The sequence below is a fragment of the Cyclobacterium amurskyense genome (assembly GCF_001050135.1).
Taxonomy (GTDB): domain Bacteria; phylum Bacteroidota; class Bacteroidia; order Cytophagales; family Cyclobacteriaceae; genus Cyclobacterium; species Cyclobacterium amurskyense.
This window is the reverse complement of sequence record NZ_CP012040.1, coordinates 4,949,280-4,967,472: the sequence shown is the minus strand read 5'-3', so window position 1 is coordinate 4,967,472 and position 18,193 is coordinate 4,949,280. Positions and strand designations below refer to the sequence as shown.

General features: G+C 38.6%; 12 protein-coding genes. 4 read left to right on the top strand and 8 right to left on the bottom strand.

The window, feature by feature from the left end; all coding sequences use genetic code 11:
- The first annotated feature begins 155 nt into the window (after positions 1-155).
- Both CA2015_RS19915 and CA2015_RS19910 read left to right on the top strand, forming a co-directional pair.
- The gene (locus CA2015_RS19915; RefSeq protein ID WP_048643486.1) at positions 156-2,123 is read left to right on the top strand and encodes a hypothetical protein; all 1,968 of its coding nucleotides are present in this window, start codon (positions 156-158) and stop codon (positions 2,121-2,123) included.
- A gap of 12 nt (positions 2,124-2,135) precedes the next feature.
- Positions 2,136-3,800: a glycoside hydrolase family 88 protein gene (locus CA2015_RS19910; protein ID WP_048643485.1), complete on the top strand. Its 1,665-nt coding sequence runs from the start codon at positions 2,136-2,138 to the stop codon at positions 3,798-3,800.
- Here the strand turns inward: CA2015_RS19910 and CA2015_RS19905 are convergent.
- Positions 3,764-5,044 (bottom strand): glycosyltransferase, encoded by a 1,281-nt coding sequence (locus CA2015_RS19905; protein ID WP_048643484.1) that lies wholly within the window; start codon positions 5,042-5,044, stop codon positions 3,764-3,766. The genes CA2015_RS19910 and CA2015_RS19905 overlap by 37 nt on opposite strands.
- Before the next feature lie 108 nt (positions 5,045-5,152).
- Between CA2015_RS19905 and miaE the strand changes: the two genes are divergently transcribed.
- Entirely contained in the window at positions 5,153-5,740 is a 588-nt protein-coding gene (gene miaE, locus CA2015_RS19900; RefSeq protein WP_048643483.1) for a tRNA-(ms[2]io[6]A)-hydroxylase, read from the top strand.
- A gap of 13 nt (positions 5,741-5,753) precedes the next feature.
- Here miaE and CA2015_RS19895 read toward each other — a convergent pair whose 3' ends face one another.
- The 7 genes from CA2015_RS19895 to CA2015_RS19865 all read right to left on the bottom strand — a co-directional run bounded on the left by CA2015_RS19895 (position 5,754) and on the right by CA2015_RS19865 (position 14,941).
- Positions 5,754-6,752 (bottom strand): 3-hydroxyacyl-CoA dehydrogenase family protein, encoded by a 999-nt coding sequence (locus tag CA2015_RS19895; RefSeq protein ID WP_048643482.1) that lies wholly within the window; start codon positions 6,750-6,752, stop codon positions 5,754-5,756.
- A gap of 65 nt (positions 6,753-6,817) precedes the next feature.
- Complete coding sequence (locus tag CA2015_RS19890; RefSeq protein WP_048643481.1) at positions 6,818-7,894, bottom strand: Gfo/Idh/MocA family protein; 1,077 nt, start codon at positions 7,892-7,894, stop codon at positions 6,818-6,820.
- Positions 7,895-7,962: 68 nt separating this feature from the next.
- Positions 7,963-8,790: a 3-keto-disaccharide hydrolase gene (locus CA2015_RS19885; RefSeq protein WP_048643480.1), complete on the bottom strand. Its 828-nt coding sequence runs from the start codon at positions 8,788-8,790 to the stop codon at positions 7,963-7,965.
- A gap of 34 nt (positions 8,791-8,824) precedes the next feature.
- Positions 8,825-11,944 (bottom strand): PVC-type heme-binding CxxCH protein, encoded by a 3,120-nt coding sequence (locus CA2015_RS19880; RefSeq protein ID WP_048643479.1) that lies wholly within the window; start codon positions 11,942-11,944, stop codon positions 8,825-8,827.
- A 13-nt stretch (positions 11,945-11,957) separates the two neighbouring features.
- Positions 11,958-12,842, bottom strand: coding sequence for a phytanoyl-CoA dioxygenase family protein (locus CA2015_RS19875; protein ID WP_048643478.1), 885 nt, complete (start codon positions 12,840-12,842; stop codon positions 11,958-11,960).
- Positions 12,843-12,854: 12 nt separating this feature from the next.
- The gene (locus CA2015_RS19870; protein WP_048643477.1) at positions 12,855-13,616 is read right to left on the bottom strand and encodes a 3-keto-disaccharide hydrolase; all 762 of its coding nucleotides are present in this window, start codon (positions 13,614-13,616) and stop codon (positions 12,855-12,857) included.
- A 26-nt stretch (positions 13,617-13,642) separates the two neighbouring features.
- On the bottom strand, positions 13,643-14,941 hold the full coding sequence (locus CA2015_RS19865; RefSeq protein WP_048643476.1) for a Gfo/Idh/MocA family protein: 1,299 nt from the start codon (positions 14,939-14,941) through the stop codon (positions 13,643-13,645).
- A gap of 191 nt (positions 14,942-15,132) precedes the next feature.
- Between CA2015_RS19865 and CA2015_RS19860 the strand changes: the two genes are divergently transcribed.
- A complete protein-coding gene (locus CA2015_RS19860; RefSeq protein WP_048643475.1) occupies positions 15,133-18,027 on the top strand; it encodes an FAD-binding and (Fe-S)-binding domain-containing protein in 2,895 nt (964 codons plus the stop codon).
- Positions 18,028-18,193: the final 166 nt, after the last annotated feature.

Genomic DNA, 18,193 nt, shown 5'->3' with positions numbered 1-18,193 from the left:
TATTCCATCTAGAAATAGATTACTAAGGGAAGTTTCAAATTTACCCCCATTTAACCTGATATAATTCTGTTTTTAATAATATTCGAACTTTTTTAACCCCTAAAATTTTACTAAATTAAAATAAAATTATCATGTGATCTAAATCCATTTAAATTATGAGAAGGAAAGCTATTTTCGTTGTGGTTTTGATAGGTATTTCCCTACTCCTAATAACAAACCATTCACATGCACAATCCTGTCCTGATCTTAAACTTGATGCAAAATCAGCCAACTTAAGCTACTTGGAAATTCAGTCCGAAGGAAAATCACATCAAATTCCTTTGCCTGACATCATGGTTTTCCCAGAGGGAAAAGAACGGATTTATTGCTTATTACCCGATATTCTTACTTTACATAATACTCCAATTATTGAATGGAATGAATTGGTACTGAAAAAGGGCTTGAATACTACAGACAAGTGGCAGGGAAGCATAGACAGGGCAAAATTTCACCCAACACCTTGCCTCCCGGAATTAGCACCTACAAATTTTACCAATGCCTTATCTGCTTCCGATTTTTACTATGTCTCCCAGGCAAATATGGTTTCCATAAAAGGCAATATTTCATTTGCCAATATAAATGGTAATCAAATCACCTTACACTTGAATATTGTTGACCAGGCAATTCCCAAACCAAGAATTAATAATTTATCCGGAATAATAGTCACTCCAACAGGAGAAATGGAGGTTATTTCCGGTGAAATAGGCTTCGATAAGAACAGTGAAATTTTAAGAGGGTCAGGAATAGCTTCGTCGGACCTCGGGAATCAGGGATTTGAATTTTCTATTCCACGATATAGTGGAGATCCTGGTACCTATGTGGCAAATGAAGGAGATGAAAAACACCCTTTATTCGCCGTTTATAAGGTTATGGGTGATCCCTCTACTGGATTAGAAATCCATAAATATGAACTCCCGTCTGCTAATATAAATTTTAAATCCTTTTATGACAAACGACCCTTTAATTTAGATTCATTAGCGCTCAATAATTTAAACCTTAAATCAAAATTATCAAGTAGCTCCATAGCCATTGACCCTAAGCCTACTCCTGTAGTTGTCCCACTTTTCAATACCGCATTTAACGAGAGGAGGCTTGGTATGGAAACATTGCAAAAAGTCATAGATAATCAGGTAAATGCTCCTCCTTCTTGGAAAGAAGATTTAACCATAACATTGAGGTCCTACCCCATTTGGAAGTTTCAAGTTGAAGAAAGCATAGAGGAATCAAAACCTAAAAAGCTTGTTATAAAAAATGTCATAAGCGAAGCTCATGAAGCTTCAAACAATGACCCATCCATAAATATGGATCAGGTAAATGCTATAAATGAAGGGTTTACAGAGATTTTTCAGTCTTTTGATGAAGACAGTGATACTTTGCAATTAAAAAAAACTATTTTATTACTATTCTCAGAAAATAACCTCCCAACCATAGCTTCTATCAATGATGATTTCGAGACCTTCCTAACTACTACAGTTACGGAATTTAGGGAACAAACAAAAATGGCCTTAAATAAAGACCAAAACCCCAATGCTGATTTGTCCTATAATGGCAACGAAAAGCTTTCCGTTGAACTTACACTTGACCAACAAGCCCGATTTCCACTAGTTAGGCAATATGAAACCAAGGACACTAAAATTGAAATCCACTATGCAGATACTATATCCATAATCGCCAATAACCCAATCCAAGGTGAACAAATACTCAAATTACCCGGCAACCCTGGACTTTACGATATTTACCAGTTTTATGGTGTATTGAAACAGCTTCCTCTTTCTGTGGGATTTGAAACCAATCTTGGCTTTTTCGACCTTTCAGTTCAAACCCAGGTTTTAACAACAAAAACCAAACAAATCGAAAGACAACTGATAATTCCTGATTATATTCATGCTTCCATAATGGTAGATGAAGAATTAAGCATTAAAGATGAACCTGTTTATAAAATTAATGTGAAATTCCATGGCCTAAAAAACAGTTTATTTGTAGAAAGTTACCAAAGTGAGCTTTCTGGTATTTATTACCTTACCAAGTCCCCACCACATCAACTAATAAAAGCCATTTTTGAAGGAGGAATTGTTTTAGAATAATTAAAAAAATCAATGCGACATCAATTAAAAACCCAAATTTTCCACATTGTTTTTGCTTTTAGCACATCATTGTTTTTAAGTTCCTGTAAGGAACCTGCACCTATTGCCAGTGAAGCGGATCAAAAAGCAGCCCTTGAAAATGGCTACCTTGCCCATGAAGGGTACCGAAGAAGCATTTATTTTGTCCACGCATGGCTAGAATATGCAGACAAAAAATCCGGATTAATTCCAAGAAATCTTAGGGAAAGCATAGACATTTGGAACGCCCGAGATGCAGCTGCAGACAACTATCCATTCATGGTACTCACTTCAGCCATTTTAGACAAAGAACTTTATGAAGGAAAAATGTCAGAGATCCTTCAAACGGAAATTAAATTAACTTCCAGATTAGACAGACTTCCAGATACTTATTCATTTTCTAAAGAAGGATTTGAGAATCAAGAGATTGATAAAAAAGAAATTATTTTTGGCTCCTCTGAATACATCAAAGATGGCCTTTTGCCTTTAACTGAGTACATAGGGCATACGGCTTGGTCTGAGCGAATGATAGACTTGATCGATGACATTTGGAAAAATGCCTCTTATGAAACGCCTTATGGACTTATCCCTTCCTTGAATGTAGAAGTTAATGGAGAATTACTACAGGCCTTATCACGTATATATTGGATGACTGGAGATGAGAAATACCTGGACTGGGCCAAACGTTTAGGAGATTACTACCTTTTAGGTGGTCACCACCCTACTGATGATGTTGAAATACTTAGACTTAGAGACCACGGTTGTGAAATCGTATCTGGATTGTGCGAACTCTATGTTGCAGTAGCCAATAGTGACCAAGAGAAAAGTGCCGCATATAAAGCACCGATTTATAGAATGTTGGATAGAATACTTGAAGTTGGCACAAATGAAGATGGACTATTTTACAACCAAATTAATCCTCAAACAGGAGAAATTTTAGATGAGGAAATTGCTGACACCTATGGGTACACCTACAATGCGTATTATAGCGTTTTTCTACAAGACAATTATCAGCCTTATCAAAAGGCTGTACTTAAGGCCATGGGTAACCTACATAAATACACCAATTTTGATTGGGAAGAAGGAAGTGCTGATGGATATGCAGATGCAATTGAAAGTGCCTTGAATTTATACAATAGAGAATCCTTAGCTGGGACTAAAGAATGGATAGACAGTGAGATTCAGCGAATGTGGTCACTTCAGGATTCATCTCATAGAAGAAATACTGAGAAATTTAGAAACACAGGGGTTATTGAAGGTTGGCATGGAGATGGAAATTTTGCACGCACAAGCATAATGTATTCCTTATGGAAAAGTCAGGGAGTAACAGCCTCCCCTTGGAAAGAGCAACTTTACCTAGGAGCAATTCCAATGGAAGATGGAATTTTAATCAGTATGGTGAGTGACAAAGATTGGGATGGTAAAATTAAGTTTGATCACAAAAGACACCAAAGCATATTTAAACTCCCAATGGATTACCCAAGGATCAACCAACTTCCTGAATGGTTTACAGTCGATAAAGGTAAAAAATACCGTGTCACATTTTCAAAAGGACAAACGGCAAATACCTACAGTGGAGTAGAACTTATGGAAGGCATAGAAATAAGCCTTGAAAAAGGTCATCAGGTTTCCATCATTGTTAGCCCATCAGAAAAATAATCCAAGTCAAGTTGTTTAAACTTAGTCAATAACTCAGTCAAGGACAATGTACTTTGGCTTTCTTCTAAGATCTTTATCAATGAATTGGCGGCAATATCGATGGCCTGTTCTGGGAAGTAAGAATCTCTCAAATAATGAGTCATCTTAAGCACCATAAAACCATCCATCCATTGCCAAAAATTTTTGATAAAGATTTTTAATGAACTCGACTGGCTTTTTATATCTTTCACCCTGCTTTCAAAATGCTGTTCAAGCAAAAACTTTTTAAGTTCATCTGGTACATTTTCAATAACCTGATCAGAATTAAATAGACTAGGAACAAGGTCAAAGAATTTTTTCAGACAAATGTAGGTATCAGGATGATAGGTATTTCTTATCTGCACTCCTGAATCTAAAAATTCCAATTGGGCCCTGCCCGTTCCGAAAGGCACTCTATCAGAAGAGCGACAAGATGGATAAACTACCGCCTCTAAATAAGTAAATTGACAAACTGGAAGCAATTTATGCATAAAATAAAAGTCCTCTCCCGCTTTTCTTCTGTTCATTCCACCTGACTTGGCATAGGAAGAGGCCCTCACGGCCATACATGAACCTACGGTGTGTTTGGCATTCGGATACCCTGCCCATTTTAACCCTTGAATATGGTACCTTAGATGTAGTTCATATTGAATAATTCCATTCCTTAAAAACGCATCCTTTTCCTGGAGATAAAAATGTTCAAATTGAAAATGGGCTAGTTGGATTAAAGGATTAGAGAAAGCCTTTTCTGCTGAAACCAAGTAAGTTTCAGATACCGTACAATCCGCATCCAAACAGAGAATAGGGCCATTTTTGGGAAGAATTGACCATCTTCTTAAAGCTTCGTCCATACCAATTTTTCTGGCAAGTCCAGCTCCAGCAAACTTTTTGGGAAGTTGCTCTTCTCTGATAATTTTAATAGTAAATACATTGGACAACAAACTCTTTTCCCAAAACTTTATTTGGTCTACTGTATTTTGATTGGTTTTTAAATCTTCAAGACCAACATTTTCAGCAGCATTGACAACGATTATCAATTCCACCTTTCCTTGAGGTGCCTTACATTGCTCTAAAGATTTTAAAGTTGGCAGAATATCAGGCTCTTTGAATGCAGGAATCACCACGATTAAAGAAAGCTCATCGGGTGGTAGATCCTGAAAATAGGCTTTATTTACGTTAAAACGATGAACATAATTATCAGTGATTTTTGCAATACCTTGGGCCATTTTAGTGCATTTTTAAAGACAAAAGCTTCTGAAATCCTCCTCAAAATTGAAAAAGAAATGGTACATTTACTTCTTTAAGCCCAAAAATAATTTCAAAAATATTTCAATATGAAATACGCCATTGATCTTAAAGTTCCTTCATCCCAAGAATGGCTAAATATGGTAATGGGAGATTTTAATTCCTTCCTACAAGACCATGCAGATTGTGAAAGAAAAGCCTCTGCCATGGCAACATCATTAATTGCCAAGTACCCGGACCGAGAAAAAATTATTCCTGACATGATCGAAACAGCGATAGAGGAATTAGAGCATTTTCAAGATGTTTTTGAACTAATGCAACAAAGAGGGGTGCCATTGAATAAAGATATGAAAGAGGACCTTTATATCAAGCAGTTAATGCCTCTTACCCATGGAGGGACAAGTGAAAGTAGGTTTTTATCCAGGCTTCTAATGGGGTCCATAGTAGAATGCAGGGGTTGTGAGCGCTTCAAAATGATTTCTGAAGCACATGAAAACCCTGCATTGAAAAAATTTTATAAAACCCTTTGGACATCTGAAGCCAAACATGGAAATATTTTTGTAGAACTGGCCTTACAGTATTTCGATGAAGAAACAGTCTACAAAAGATTACATGAAATGATGGAATTTGAAGGTGAAGTAATTAAGAACTTACCACTAAAGGCAGCTTTACATTAAAGGGTAATCTATCTTATCCTTTTTCTTCTTTCTCTTTCAACTTTTGCTGAACGATATCCGCTGGATATTTCAGGGTCAAGTCTCTGATCTCAAAGGAGAAATTACTGTAAAGTTCCTGCCAAATCTTTTTTTCCTCTTCTGTGTATTGATAAAAGCCTTTGCCATTAAATATCCCAGTTCCTCCTTCATCGACAATCTTATTGATGAGTTTACCTGGGGCATCGGAATTATCTAAGGTAGGAAAAAGGTCCTTCATCACTTTACGATAAGAAGCTATTCCTGTGAAATCCATCCAACGAAAAACCCCCATCATAGGAATAAAATAGCCTGCTACATTTCTACATGCCCTATCAACATCTTCCACTGAAGCATAGTCTTCATCCACCAGGTGCATGGCTTCTCTGTACATGGCATACATTAACCTGTTGGCTATAAACCCGGGAATATCCTTCTTTAATAAAACGGTTTCTTTCTGCCACAATTCTCCCAAATCGTAAAGAAATTGTGCTTTTTTCAAATCACTTTTATCTCCGCATATCACCTCCAGAAAGCGGGTAGTAAAAGCAGGTTCCATCCAGTGTAAGCCAAAAAACCGTTCTGGATTACTTACAAAAACTTGCAAATCACTTATTGGTATTGCAGAAGTATTACTAGTGATAAATGCATCTTTTGCCACAATCTTATCCACAGCTTTAAATACATCCCCTTTTATATTAATATCCTCTTTAATTGACTCAATGACTAGCTGACAATCCTTAAGCGTAGAAAGGTCAGAAGACACATGAAGATTTTTAAGGTAATTCTCAGTTGGACCATTTAATAGCCCTTTCTCCTCAGCCAATTTAAAATGCCCTTTAATCCGAAGTTTCGCATCCTCAAGGGCACCTTCTACCAATTCAACGCCCGTCACCGGATGACCAGCGATTAACATACAAACTGCAATACTACTACCCATCATTCCCAATCCAATAACACCTATAGGAAAAGTTTTAGGATCAAATTCTCTCGACATATTGATAGATTAAATGATAAAAAGGCTGGCTATTATTTAACCAGCCTTTACTCTATTGATTGATTTTATAATTGTACAACTTTTCCTGTTCTTACAGATTCATCACATGCAAAAGCTATTCTTAAGCTGTTTACAGCATCTTCCATATGGTCAGTCAAGTCGATATCCTCATTGATGGCTTTCAAGAAATACTCCTGCTCACGTTTACATAAACCATTGTGATCAGGTTCATCGGTTAGGTCAATCCACTCGTCTTCATGAGCAAATTTTTCATTCTCATCAAGTTCAGATCTGTGATAAAGAAGTGACTCAGTTTTTGTATGTGCTTCTATACTGTCCGATTTACCTGATCCACCAGCCTCTTTGGCTACTATGGACACGGAACCTTTAGGGCCAAAAACATCTTTTATGAAAAAAGCTGTTTCACTGACCATAGGACCCCAACCAGCTTCATACCATCCAACAGATCCATCTTCGAACCTGATTTGAAGGTTACCATAATTGTAGTTTCCTTCAGGTATTTCTTCAGTTAGTCTTGCTCCGATTGCATAAACCTGTACAGGTTTGGAACGTGTCATTTGACACATCACATCAATATAATGTACTCCACAATCGACTATAGGACTTAAGCTCTTCATTAAATTCCTATGAAGGGTCCACATCTTATCTTCACTTTGTTGATTGAGGTTCATTCTCATCACCAAAGGTTTGCCTAACTTATGGCTAACAGAGATAAAATTCTCCCAAGAAGGATGGTGTCTTAGAATATAGCCTACAACAAGCTTTTTATTGTGTTTAGTAGCTGCATTTACTACACGCCTTGCTCCTTCTACAGTATCCGCAAGTGGTTTCTCCACAAATACGTGGCAGCCACGCTCTATTGCTTCAATTGCAAATGTTTCATGTGTGTCAGGATAAGTGGATATGCTTACTGCATCAGGTTTGGTTGCATCCATGGCTTTATAAAAGTCATCATATAATGCATAACCACCACCGATTTTTTCATTCAGTACTTCCTTGGTTTTACCTCCGGACACAAGGCCTACGATTTCATAGCCATCCAACTGGTGATAAGCCAGTGCATGGGAGGCACCCATATTGCCACATCCTACTACTAATACTTTAATTGATTTTTGGGTCATGGTATCTATTTTATTTGTTAAAATTAGCTGTTATTGTTGTGAATGTTTTTGAATCTATAATCAAGCCTTTACTTAATCAATGGAAAAAGGGTAATTTCTTTAAATTGTATGGTAGCCCCTTCTGATTGTACTTGGATTCTACCAAATTCAGGCTGAACCTTTGTTGCAAAGTTTACCAACTTACCGTTCAAAAAGACTGCTATATTGCCTTCCCAAGTCTGAACTTCCAGATCATTCCACTTTCCAACTTTTTTCTCTACTTCTTTCTTTCCCCTGAAACCTATGGTATCTGTCCATTTAGGAGACCTTCCATACCAGTTGATTCTTCCCTTATTGATTCGAACAAGATCTCCTCCTGGTTCATAAAGATGTGAACTACCTTGTAATTCTTTTGCTACGGGAGCACTTAAGCCGAAGGTTTCAGTTCCATCTCCTACCGCTAAGAAATCGCCTGTTCCACCTTCGATGATCTGTACTTCAATACCATGCATCCAAATGCCACTGTATCCACCATCTTCACCTTTAGAGTGAATTAATAGCCCACTATCTCTGGCCTTTTCCTTTCTATCTCCATATGTTTCTCCTTCCCATCGAAAAGAGGTTTTCAAAATATAATTATCATAAGGGTTGTTGGTAGTAATGCATCCCCATTCTTCTCCGCTAATCGTCAATAATCCATCTGCAACCTGAAATACATTTTTTGGATCTTCGTCTCTCCCACGATCCTTAATAAAGGTATACCAGTATTCTAAATTTTCACCATTGAATAATTGAATTGCTTCGCCTTTTTTCCAGCTTGCCGGTAGCTCAATAGGAAAACTTTGGGCCATGGCAGAAAAATTTGCCATACTAAGCGCGAAAAACAATACTAAACAGAAACCTGACTTTCTAAGCATAATTGCGTTTTATAATTGGTTGAAATTGAATGTTTTATTTATCTCTGGTATAAATACCATCTGGCAAGGATTCAAGATAGTGCATTAAATCACTGATTTCCTGATTCTTTAAGTTTGATAATAAACCAGCAGGCATCAAGGATTGATTGGCTTCTTTCAATTCAATAATTTCCTCCTCTTCTATTTGCACTGTACTTCCTGGTCCTATTGCCAACTCATACCTACCATTTTCATAATTTTTCACTATCCCCAAATAATTACTGGACTTGGTTTGTAAAGAGACCGTCTCGTATTCCCTTGCAAAACTTGCCCCTGGGAAAAGCATGGCTTCTAATATATCGTGTTTAGATCTAATTTCTCCGATATTGGTCAGGTCAGGGCCAAAGGTTTGTCCTTCACCAGCCACAGCATGACAAGTACTACAAGCACCTTTTCCAAAGAAGATTGCTCTTCCTCTGTCAACATCACCTTTAACCAAAGCAGTCGCCATTTCTTCCAATTGCGCAAGACGACCCTCCTGCCTTACCTTAAGACTATCTAAAATAACCTTTCCAGTTGAACTTTCCTCAAATACAGCAGCCAATTGATCCGTAGACAAATTATCCCAAACTTCCTTGCGCTCCAATAATTTCATTTCCAAAGAACCTAGTAAATTGGCATCAGTAATCCCCTCAAACAATTCTAACAAATAGGGAATATCTCCATTGGCAGCTTTATGAAAGACATTGTCAAGAAGCCAGGATTGCTCATCTGCAGTTAAAGTCAAATTTCTAAGGATATTTAGAGAAGTACCATGAAGTGGTTGTTGGCCTTTTACTAGCAATTGATTGCCTATCCATTCAAAATCAGCTTTGGCAATGGGTTCGTCCATTGTGGCTAAAGCTTCATAAATGGCTAATTTTAAAGCAGCGTTGTTCTGATTACCTGCCAACATACTTTTAAATTTACCAATAAAGTCATTGGCCTTTAATTGTACCGCCAAATGGATCACTGCCTTCTGAATACGTTCATCATCGGTATCCAACAGTCCTAATAAACTGTTTTTCAACTTAACTGAAACCACTTTCGGAGGATTGTCTTCCAGTAAATTTAAGATCTGAAACTTTTCCTCTGCAGAATAATCTTCAATTTCCAACTGTTGGGATAAAAAAGCCTGTACAGTATTCGCATTCACAAAAGCCGGTAAAACACTTGTAAGTTCTTTAATAAGCCCATCACCCTGGGTGAAATAATATTTCAAATAACTTGTAAAAGCATTTTCCCAATCAGGGTGATTCTTCAAAACCCACAGGGCAGTTCCTCTTACAGTGCTATCGGATGAATTAAGGTAAGGTTCAATTACCTTTTCGTTAAGTGATCCTTTTTGTTTTTGATCAAGGGCAATTAAGGCTGCCTTATTAAATTTTTCATTCTGAATTTCGGCCAACAATTCACTTTCGTTTTCCATTTGGATCAAAGCATAAATAACAGCATGCTCTAAAAACCGATCGTATGGATGCTCATTTAATAGTTGAATCAATGGCTTGCTTGCCTGAGAGTCTCCAATTTGTCCAAGGGCGACAGCCACTTGTCTGGCTAAAGCAAGGTTACTCTGATTTTTCAATAAGCTTATCAATTGATCTTTTGCTGAAATAACTTCTGCCATTCCCAAAACCCTAGCCGTTGCAATTTTTACCTGGTCACTTTTGTCTTTTAATCCAACGCTTAATTGATTCCATGCCCTGGGATTCTGGGTTCTGAATAGCAAGAATACGGATTTAACTCTTACAGCTTCATCCGGATGAGTTTCTAATAATTTCACCAAGTAAGGAATAGCAACTAAGGGTTCCTTTAACAGGTATTCACCTGCCCTATGAGAAACCTTAGCCCTTGAATCATCAAATAAACTTACAAGCTGTGGAACAGTAAGGCCTTCCCAAGAGATGCCGTTTCCCCAAGGATCATCATCTGTTTTTGATTTTTTTGTATTCCTGATCCTGAAAATTCCACCAGAAACCTCAGGCTTTGCTGTCCTACTCAAAGGGCAACCTGAAATAAACCAACCTCCTGTATTAACTACCAACAAATCCCCATTAGGTTCTTGAAGCACATCCGTAGGATGGAAATCCGCAAGACCAGCTGTCATAAAATGATGACTTTCTGCCTCATATGTTGCACCCTTAGGAGTGAGTACAGTCCTTACAATCCTGCCTGTATTGAATTCAGCATGAAATAAATTTCCAAAATATTCGTCCCCCCATTGCTCACCATCGTAGCGCATCAAGCCGGCCGGAGATACCCTGGCCATTTTATGCATTACAGGCATAAGGTCTCCTGTCCGAACCATATTATCTTCATTTATGACAGGATTGTATTTCGGATAGACACCATCTTCTACCCAATGCATAAGTGCATCTCTATAACCGCCTTGAGGATCTGTAAAATAAGTCATAGTACCCATTACATCTCCAGTTGGGGTAAAGGCCAATTCAATAGAATTATCAAAACCACCTCCTGCAAAACTCTGCAATTGTGATCCATTCGGCAAGCAGCGCCAAATTCTGGCGCCCTTACCTTTAAAATTGATAAATTCTTTACTTTGAATATTAAAGCCACGCCTTGCATCAGCCATGTACAAATATCCGTCGGGGCCCATAAATGGACCACTTAGAATGGCCGCATTGTGATGCAGTGTCCAACCAGTTATTAGCACTTCTTTATCCTCAGCTACACCGTCCCCATCATGGTCGGTATACTTAACCAAATCAGGTGAGGCAGTAACAATTAGACTTCCATCTACGTACGCACCACCCATTGGAAAGGGAATTTTATCAGCATATATGGTCTTTTGATCAAATATGCCGTCCCCATCAGCATCTGTCAATCGCAAAATTTGAAAATTTGGAGCTTCCAGGATTTCATCCGTTCCATCAGTATGTCCACTTGATTCCATAACAAACAGATTACCCTGATCATCAAAAACAGCAAACATTGGATATTTGATTAGACCAGGCTTAACTGCCTCTTCTATTACAAAACCTTCAGGAACAGTTATACCTGGCACTTCATTTGACGAGTCTCCCCACATTTGAAGTGTAGCCCAGAATACAAGTAGTAGAATAATTATAGAAAGTCCTACTAATAATATATTCTTATTACTTTTCTTTTTTTGCATGAATAACAAGAATTTATCCTATTTGACTCCTATCGAATAATAATGGAAAAAACTGTCCATCTAATTTCTCTCCAGGAGCAAAAATTGGAACGCCTTTCAATAGTTCTTTCTCTGTATTTGATTTTGTTCCATCGGCAAAGACATTTAATACAAATGCCCTTCTGGATCTTTCGGACTTATTTTCATAAGAACCATGAACCATTAGAGGATGATGAAAAGAACCATAACCTCTTTCCATTTCTATTGGAACAGGTTTGAATTCCTTTTTTTGGTCCTCAGTAAGATACTCCATTAGACCCTCCATGTCACCAGCCAATTCTGGCTTATCCAACAATCCCCACTCGTGACTTTTAGGCACATAATACAAACAACCATTATCAATATCCACATCATCCAAACCCACCCAGCAGGTCAAATGTTGCATAGGCACTGAACGGGTCCAATAGGAGTAATCCTGATGCCAGGCTACAACTCCCCCATGCTTCGCAGGTTTGCAAAACAACTGGTCATGCCAGAAACGTACAGAATTATCCCCTAGCAACTGACTGGCTGCCATGACAAATGCAGGGTTCCACAAAATATCGTGAAACCCTTCTTTAATTCGCCAATGCCCCAAAGAGTGAAAAAGCACTGTTTCAGGATTTGAAGATTCATTTGACGCGAAATCATAAAACAATTCCATACCAGGCTGATTCGGATTCGTTAAACTTTCAAGCTCTTTGTTTAACTGAGCCACCTGCCAATGATCCAATAATTTGATATTAGGCAAATAACCATTGGTATGGAAAAATGCTATTTGATCCTCAGTCAATCGATATTGATCCCAGTCTTTTTCACTTTTTGGCCATTCAAAAAGATCCGACAGCAATTCATGAACTTTTGATAAATCACTAACCATTTTATATTACAATTAAGGATTAGGTAATAAAGGGGCTACTTGCTCTGGAGAGGTAACTCCTGCTGGTAATTCTGTTACGGTAAGGTTTCTGAAATGAATCGGTGCTCCTTCTGATTCAAGGCAGATATATCCCTTTTTCTGTGAGGCCTTACTGATACCATTTACAAATTTTCCATTAACGGAAAGTTTAACAACACCATCCACTGCTACGACTACATAAGTATTCCACTGTCCTTTACCTAAGCAACGGTTTTCTATGGATTTACTACGGGTTCCTCTTGGCGTGTCCGGTACCGTTTCTACACCACCGACACCAAATAATTCCCCATGAACATAAGCAATTGGAGGCAACTCGCCCTTGTCATTTTTATGTTGGTTTACCCAATCCAGCTCAAGCATTTGAACTTCCAGGCCATTCGGTAAGTCATTTGGTCCAGGAGTAGCGTCTGACCAAACAAAGGTTCCGGAATTCCCTCCATCTGACATGTGTTTCCATTCCACATACATGATGAAATTTTCGTATTGATTTTCTGAACGGATAACGCCAATTGGCAATCCTTCGCAAACCAATTCATCGCCATCAAACCTCCAGGTATCCTTACCGGTATTGACATCAATCCAATTGATTGGTTTGCCCTTGCTTTTTTTACCTTGTACTAAAGCGCTTAGGTCTTGTTCGGTCCCAAATTTAAACAGCTTTTCTTGTGCAATTGCTGCCTCTGAAAACATTCCGAAAAGGAATAATGCAGTCAAACACTTATATATTGTCCTCATTATAAATTCTTTTATAAAATTAAGCTTTATACATCTTTAGTAATTCCAGGAATCGGCACCTGTGGTACATCAACCACCAAATCCCATCGGTAATCTGCAGCTGCAGGTCCCAGTTTAACCTCACTTTTCATGGCTTCTTCCCAGGTCATTGTCTGACCACTGTAGCCAACCATTCGGCCAATAATCGCGAGCATGGTACTGTTTGCCATTAACTCACCTTCATTCTTTCCTTCACCAGCTCTGATGGAAGCAAAAAGTTCTTCGTGTTGGGTTTCGTAAGGGTTGTTTGATGGCCCATCATAGTCCCAACGTTCCGCACCCATAGTGGCATGAACTCTTTTACCTACATCTACTGTAGCAAAACCCTCTGTACCAGTAATATCTACTTTATTGGTGTTTGAGCATCCTTTCATCTGTCTGCTAAAGTGCACACCCTTTAGATTGTTTTCATATTCATATTCAACAGAGAAATGATCGTAAATATTCCCCCATTTCTCTTCAGTCCTTGCTTGTCTTCCACCAGTTCCCATTACCCTAATTGGTAATCGATCATTGAATGCCCAAGACATTAAGTCAAGGCTATGTACCATCATCTCCACAATATAATCTCCAGACAACCAGTTGTAATAATACCAGTTTCTCAATTGGTACTCCATCTCTGTCCAGCTCTCCTGACGTTCTTTATACCATAAACCGCCACCATTTCTTGCCGTGAATACATTGGTAATGTCTCCAATTTCTCCATTTCTGATTCTTTCAAACAAAGCCCTTTTAGGAAAATCATACCTAAATGTAAAGCCTGATACTACAGACAATCCTTTTTCTTTTGCCAACCTGGCAGATTCCAAGACACTTCTTACACCAGGAGCATCTACGGCTACAGGTTTTTCACAAAAAACATGCTTACCAGCCTCTACAGCTGCTTTAAAGTGGGCTGGCCTAAAAGCTGGTGGAGTCGTCAATATGACAACATCAACGTCAGATTCAAGCACTCTCTGTATAGCATCAAAGCCTACAAACTTATGCTCATCATCAACTTTAACCTGTTCTGCGTTCATTTTCTTTAAGGACTGGTAAGATTCTTCAAGGTAATCCTCGAAAATATCTCCCATGCAAGTTAGCTCTGCATCCTTATCCGCTTTTAGTGCTTGTGCGGCTGCTCCAGTTCCTCTTCCACCACAACCTATTAGGCCTACCTTAAGGGTGGACTTCTGAGCCGCAAATCCTTCTCTGATATTGAAACCAAAGGGCAATACTGATCCACCCACAATAGCTGTTCCGGTAGATTTTAAAAATGATCGGCGATTTTTATTATTTTGATCCATAGTGTATAACTGTTTTGAGACCTGTTGGTCCTATAGAATAATGAATAAATCGTAAAATACGATATGTCTTATCAACTTCAAACAATTTTTATGTCAAAAGGTATAGCATTATGCAATTAAATATTTGTTATTGTTCTGTTTCGGTAAAAAATAATATATTTGACTAGATTGACTATAAACCCATTTCATCCATGCCATTAAATAATTCTGTTGAAAATACAGGTGAACTTGCCTCTTTAATAAAAGGAGATGTTTTAAAAGATGCCTATTCCTTGGGATTGTACGCCACCGATGCCAGCATTTATCAAATCACTCCTATAGCTATTGTCCTACCGAAGGATGATGCAGATGTTCGGAAAGCCATCTCCTGGGCAAGGAAAAATAAGGTTTCCATTTTACCACGTGGTGGTGGGACAAGCTTGGCAGGACAGACTGTAGGGTCTTCCATAGTACTTGATTTTTCAAAATACATGAATGAAACCCTCGAAATAAACCAGAAAGAAGCCTGGGTGAGGGTTCAACCAGGTAAGGTTCGGGATGTGCTAAACGAAGAACTCGCACCTTTAGGTCTTCATTTCCCAGTTGATCCTGCGACCTCCAGTAGAGCAAATGTTGGAGGAATGGTTGGGAATAACTCCTCTGGAACTAAAAGCATTATTTATGGTAAAACGGTGGACCATGTCTTGGAGGCCAAAGTACTTCTATCAGATGGTACCTTAATGCATTTGCATAACAAGACACCGGAAGAACTAACAACTGTAGCCAATCAAACAGATCGAGAAGGAGAAATTTACAATTCCTTCAAAAAAATAATAAAGAACAACAAGAATCTAATTGAGACCAAGTTTCCAAAGGTTATGCGACGGGTAGGTGGATATAATTTGGATGAATTTATTCATACCGACCATTGGAATCTATGCAAATTAATCACAGGAAGTGAAGGCACTTTGGCTACCACACTTGAATTAAAGCTCAATCTAGCACCTCTACCAAAATTCAAATCAGTATGCGTAGTTCACTTTGACGCATTGCTTGACGCAGTGGGTGCCATCACCCCAATTTTGGAGTTCAAGCCTTCTGCTGTGGAAATATTGGACAAAATCGTAGTAGACTTAAGTAGGGAAAACCTCACCACTCAAAGGCATTGTCATTTTATAAGCGGTAACCCAGAGGCTATATTAATAGTAGAGTTTTATGGAGATAGCTTAAAAGACGTTATGGATAGGCCCATGGCAATGGTTATAGACCTACAGGAAAAAGGCTTGGGTTATGCCTTTCCTCTTTTCCCTCAGGGTGAAGAATATGAGGATGTATGGGTAGTTAGAAAAAAGGGATTGGGGCTGATGCTAGGAATCAAAGGCAAAAAGAAACCCCTCGCTTTTATAGAAGATGCCGGTATCCCTACGAAGTACTTAAAAGATTATATTGATAGAACTCTTCAAATTTGTAAAAAACACAATACTGAAGTAGCCATGTATGCCCATGTGAGTGTTGGCGTCATTCATGTCCGGCCAATTCTTGACCTCAGACAAGAAGTGGATGTAAAAAGGCTGGAAAGGATTGCTGAAGACACTTTTAACCTAGTGATGGAATATGGAGGCTCTTGGAGTGGTGAACATGGTGATGGGCTTGTTAGGAGCCCTTTCAATGAAAGATTTTTTGGGAAAGAACTTTATCAGGCCTTTATTCAAATTAAAAAATTATTTGACCCTGAAAACCTAATGAATCCAGGGAAAATAATATCCAACCAATCCATTTCAGAAAACCTTCGCTATGGGGCAGAATATAAGGATAAACCTGTAGATACCGAGTTTCTATACAAATCAGAACAAAGTTTTCAAGAATCAGTGCACATGTGCACAGGGGTTGGTGAGTGTCGAAAGTTACTGGGTGGTACCATGTGCCCAAGTTTTAAAGCCACAAGAGATGAAGAGCATTCTACCCGAGGTAGGGCCAATGCTTTGAGAATGGCCATGTCTGGTCAACTGGACGAAGAGGGATTAACAAGTGCAAGACTCCAGGAAACTTTAAGCCTATGTTTAAGTTGCAAAGCATGTAAGTCTGAGTGTCCGAGCAATGTGGACATGGCTAAAATGAAAAGTGAAGTCCAGCAATTGTATTTTGACAAACATGGCCCTTCAATAAGGGATAAAATGATTAGGGATGCGCCAAAAGTGGCCAGACGATTTGCGGGTACACTTTCCTCAACCATTAACAAGATTCAATCCACCACTGCATTTAAATCCGGTTTAGAAAGAATTGCTGGTTTTGATAAACGGCGAACCCTTCCTGGGTATGCAAAAGAACCATTTTATAAATGGTTCCACAAAAATGAGATCAACCTATTAAAGGCTAATAAAAAGGTGGTGCTTTTTGCAGACACCTATTTGAATTATCATGAACCTGAAATCGGAAAAGATGCAGTAAAACTCCTAAATGACTGCGGTTATGAAGTGATAATGGCCAATGTAGGTTGTTGCCAACGCCCTAAAATCTCCCATGGATTTTTAAGAGAAGCAAAAGAAGCCGGACAGGTTACCATCCAAGAATTGGTTAAATATATAGACCAAGGGATGAAAGTAGTGGTATGCGAACCAAGCTGTGCCTCTGCCTTGAATGATGATTTCCCAGACTTACTACCTGATGAAGAGTTGGCCAAAAAATTAAAAGAAAACATACTAATGATCGATGTCTTCTTAAACCATGAAATGACCAAGGGTACCCTAAACATAAAGCTAAAAGCCAAAGAGGGTAAATTACATGTCCATGGACATTGCCATCAAAAAGCACTATATGGAACACAAGCGATGAAGCATACCTTAGGCAAAACGGAGGAATTTAATGAAATACCCTCGGGATGTTGTGGGATGGCTGGATCCTTCGGCTACGAAAAGGAGCATTACGAATTGTCGAAAAAAATCGGAGAGGAAATACTATTCCCTTCTGTAAGAAAACTACCAGAAAATGCATCCGTAGCTGCATGCGGCTTTTCTTGTCGTCACCAAATAGACCATTTCACTGGCGTTAAAGCCAAACACTGGGTTTCTTGTGTAGAAGTCATTAAACCTGAACCAGGCAACACTTGACAGAATTAAATCCAAAGAAGTCTATATCCTTTAAACCAGATTATGTAATAGGATTTCTCCGTCCTGACAATAGTCAGGGGTGAAGCCAGTCCCGTGCTTACGGGAAGTGTTGCAATCGCAAGAAAATCGGTCGTGTACTGAAATAGGTTGACACAATTTAATTAAA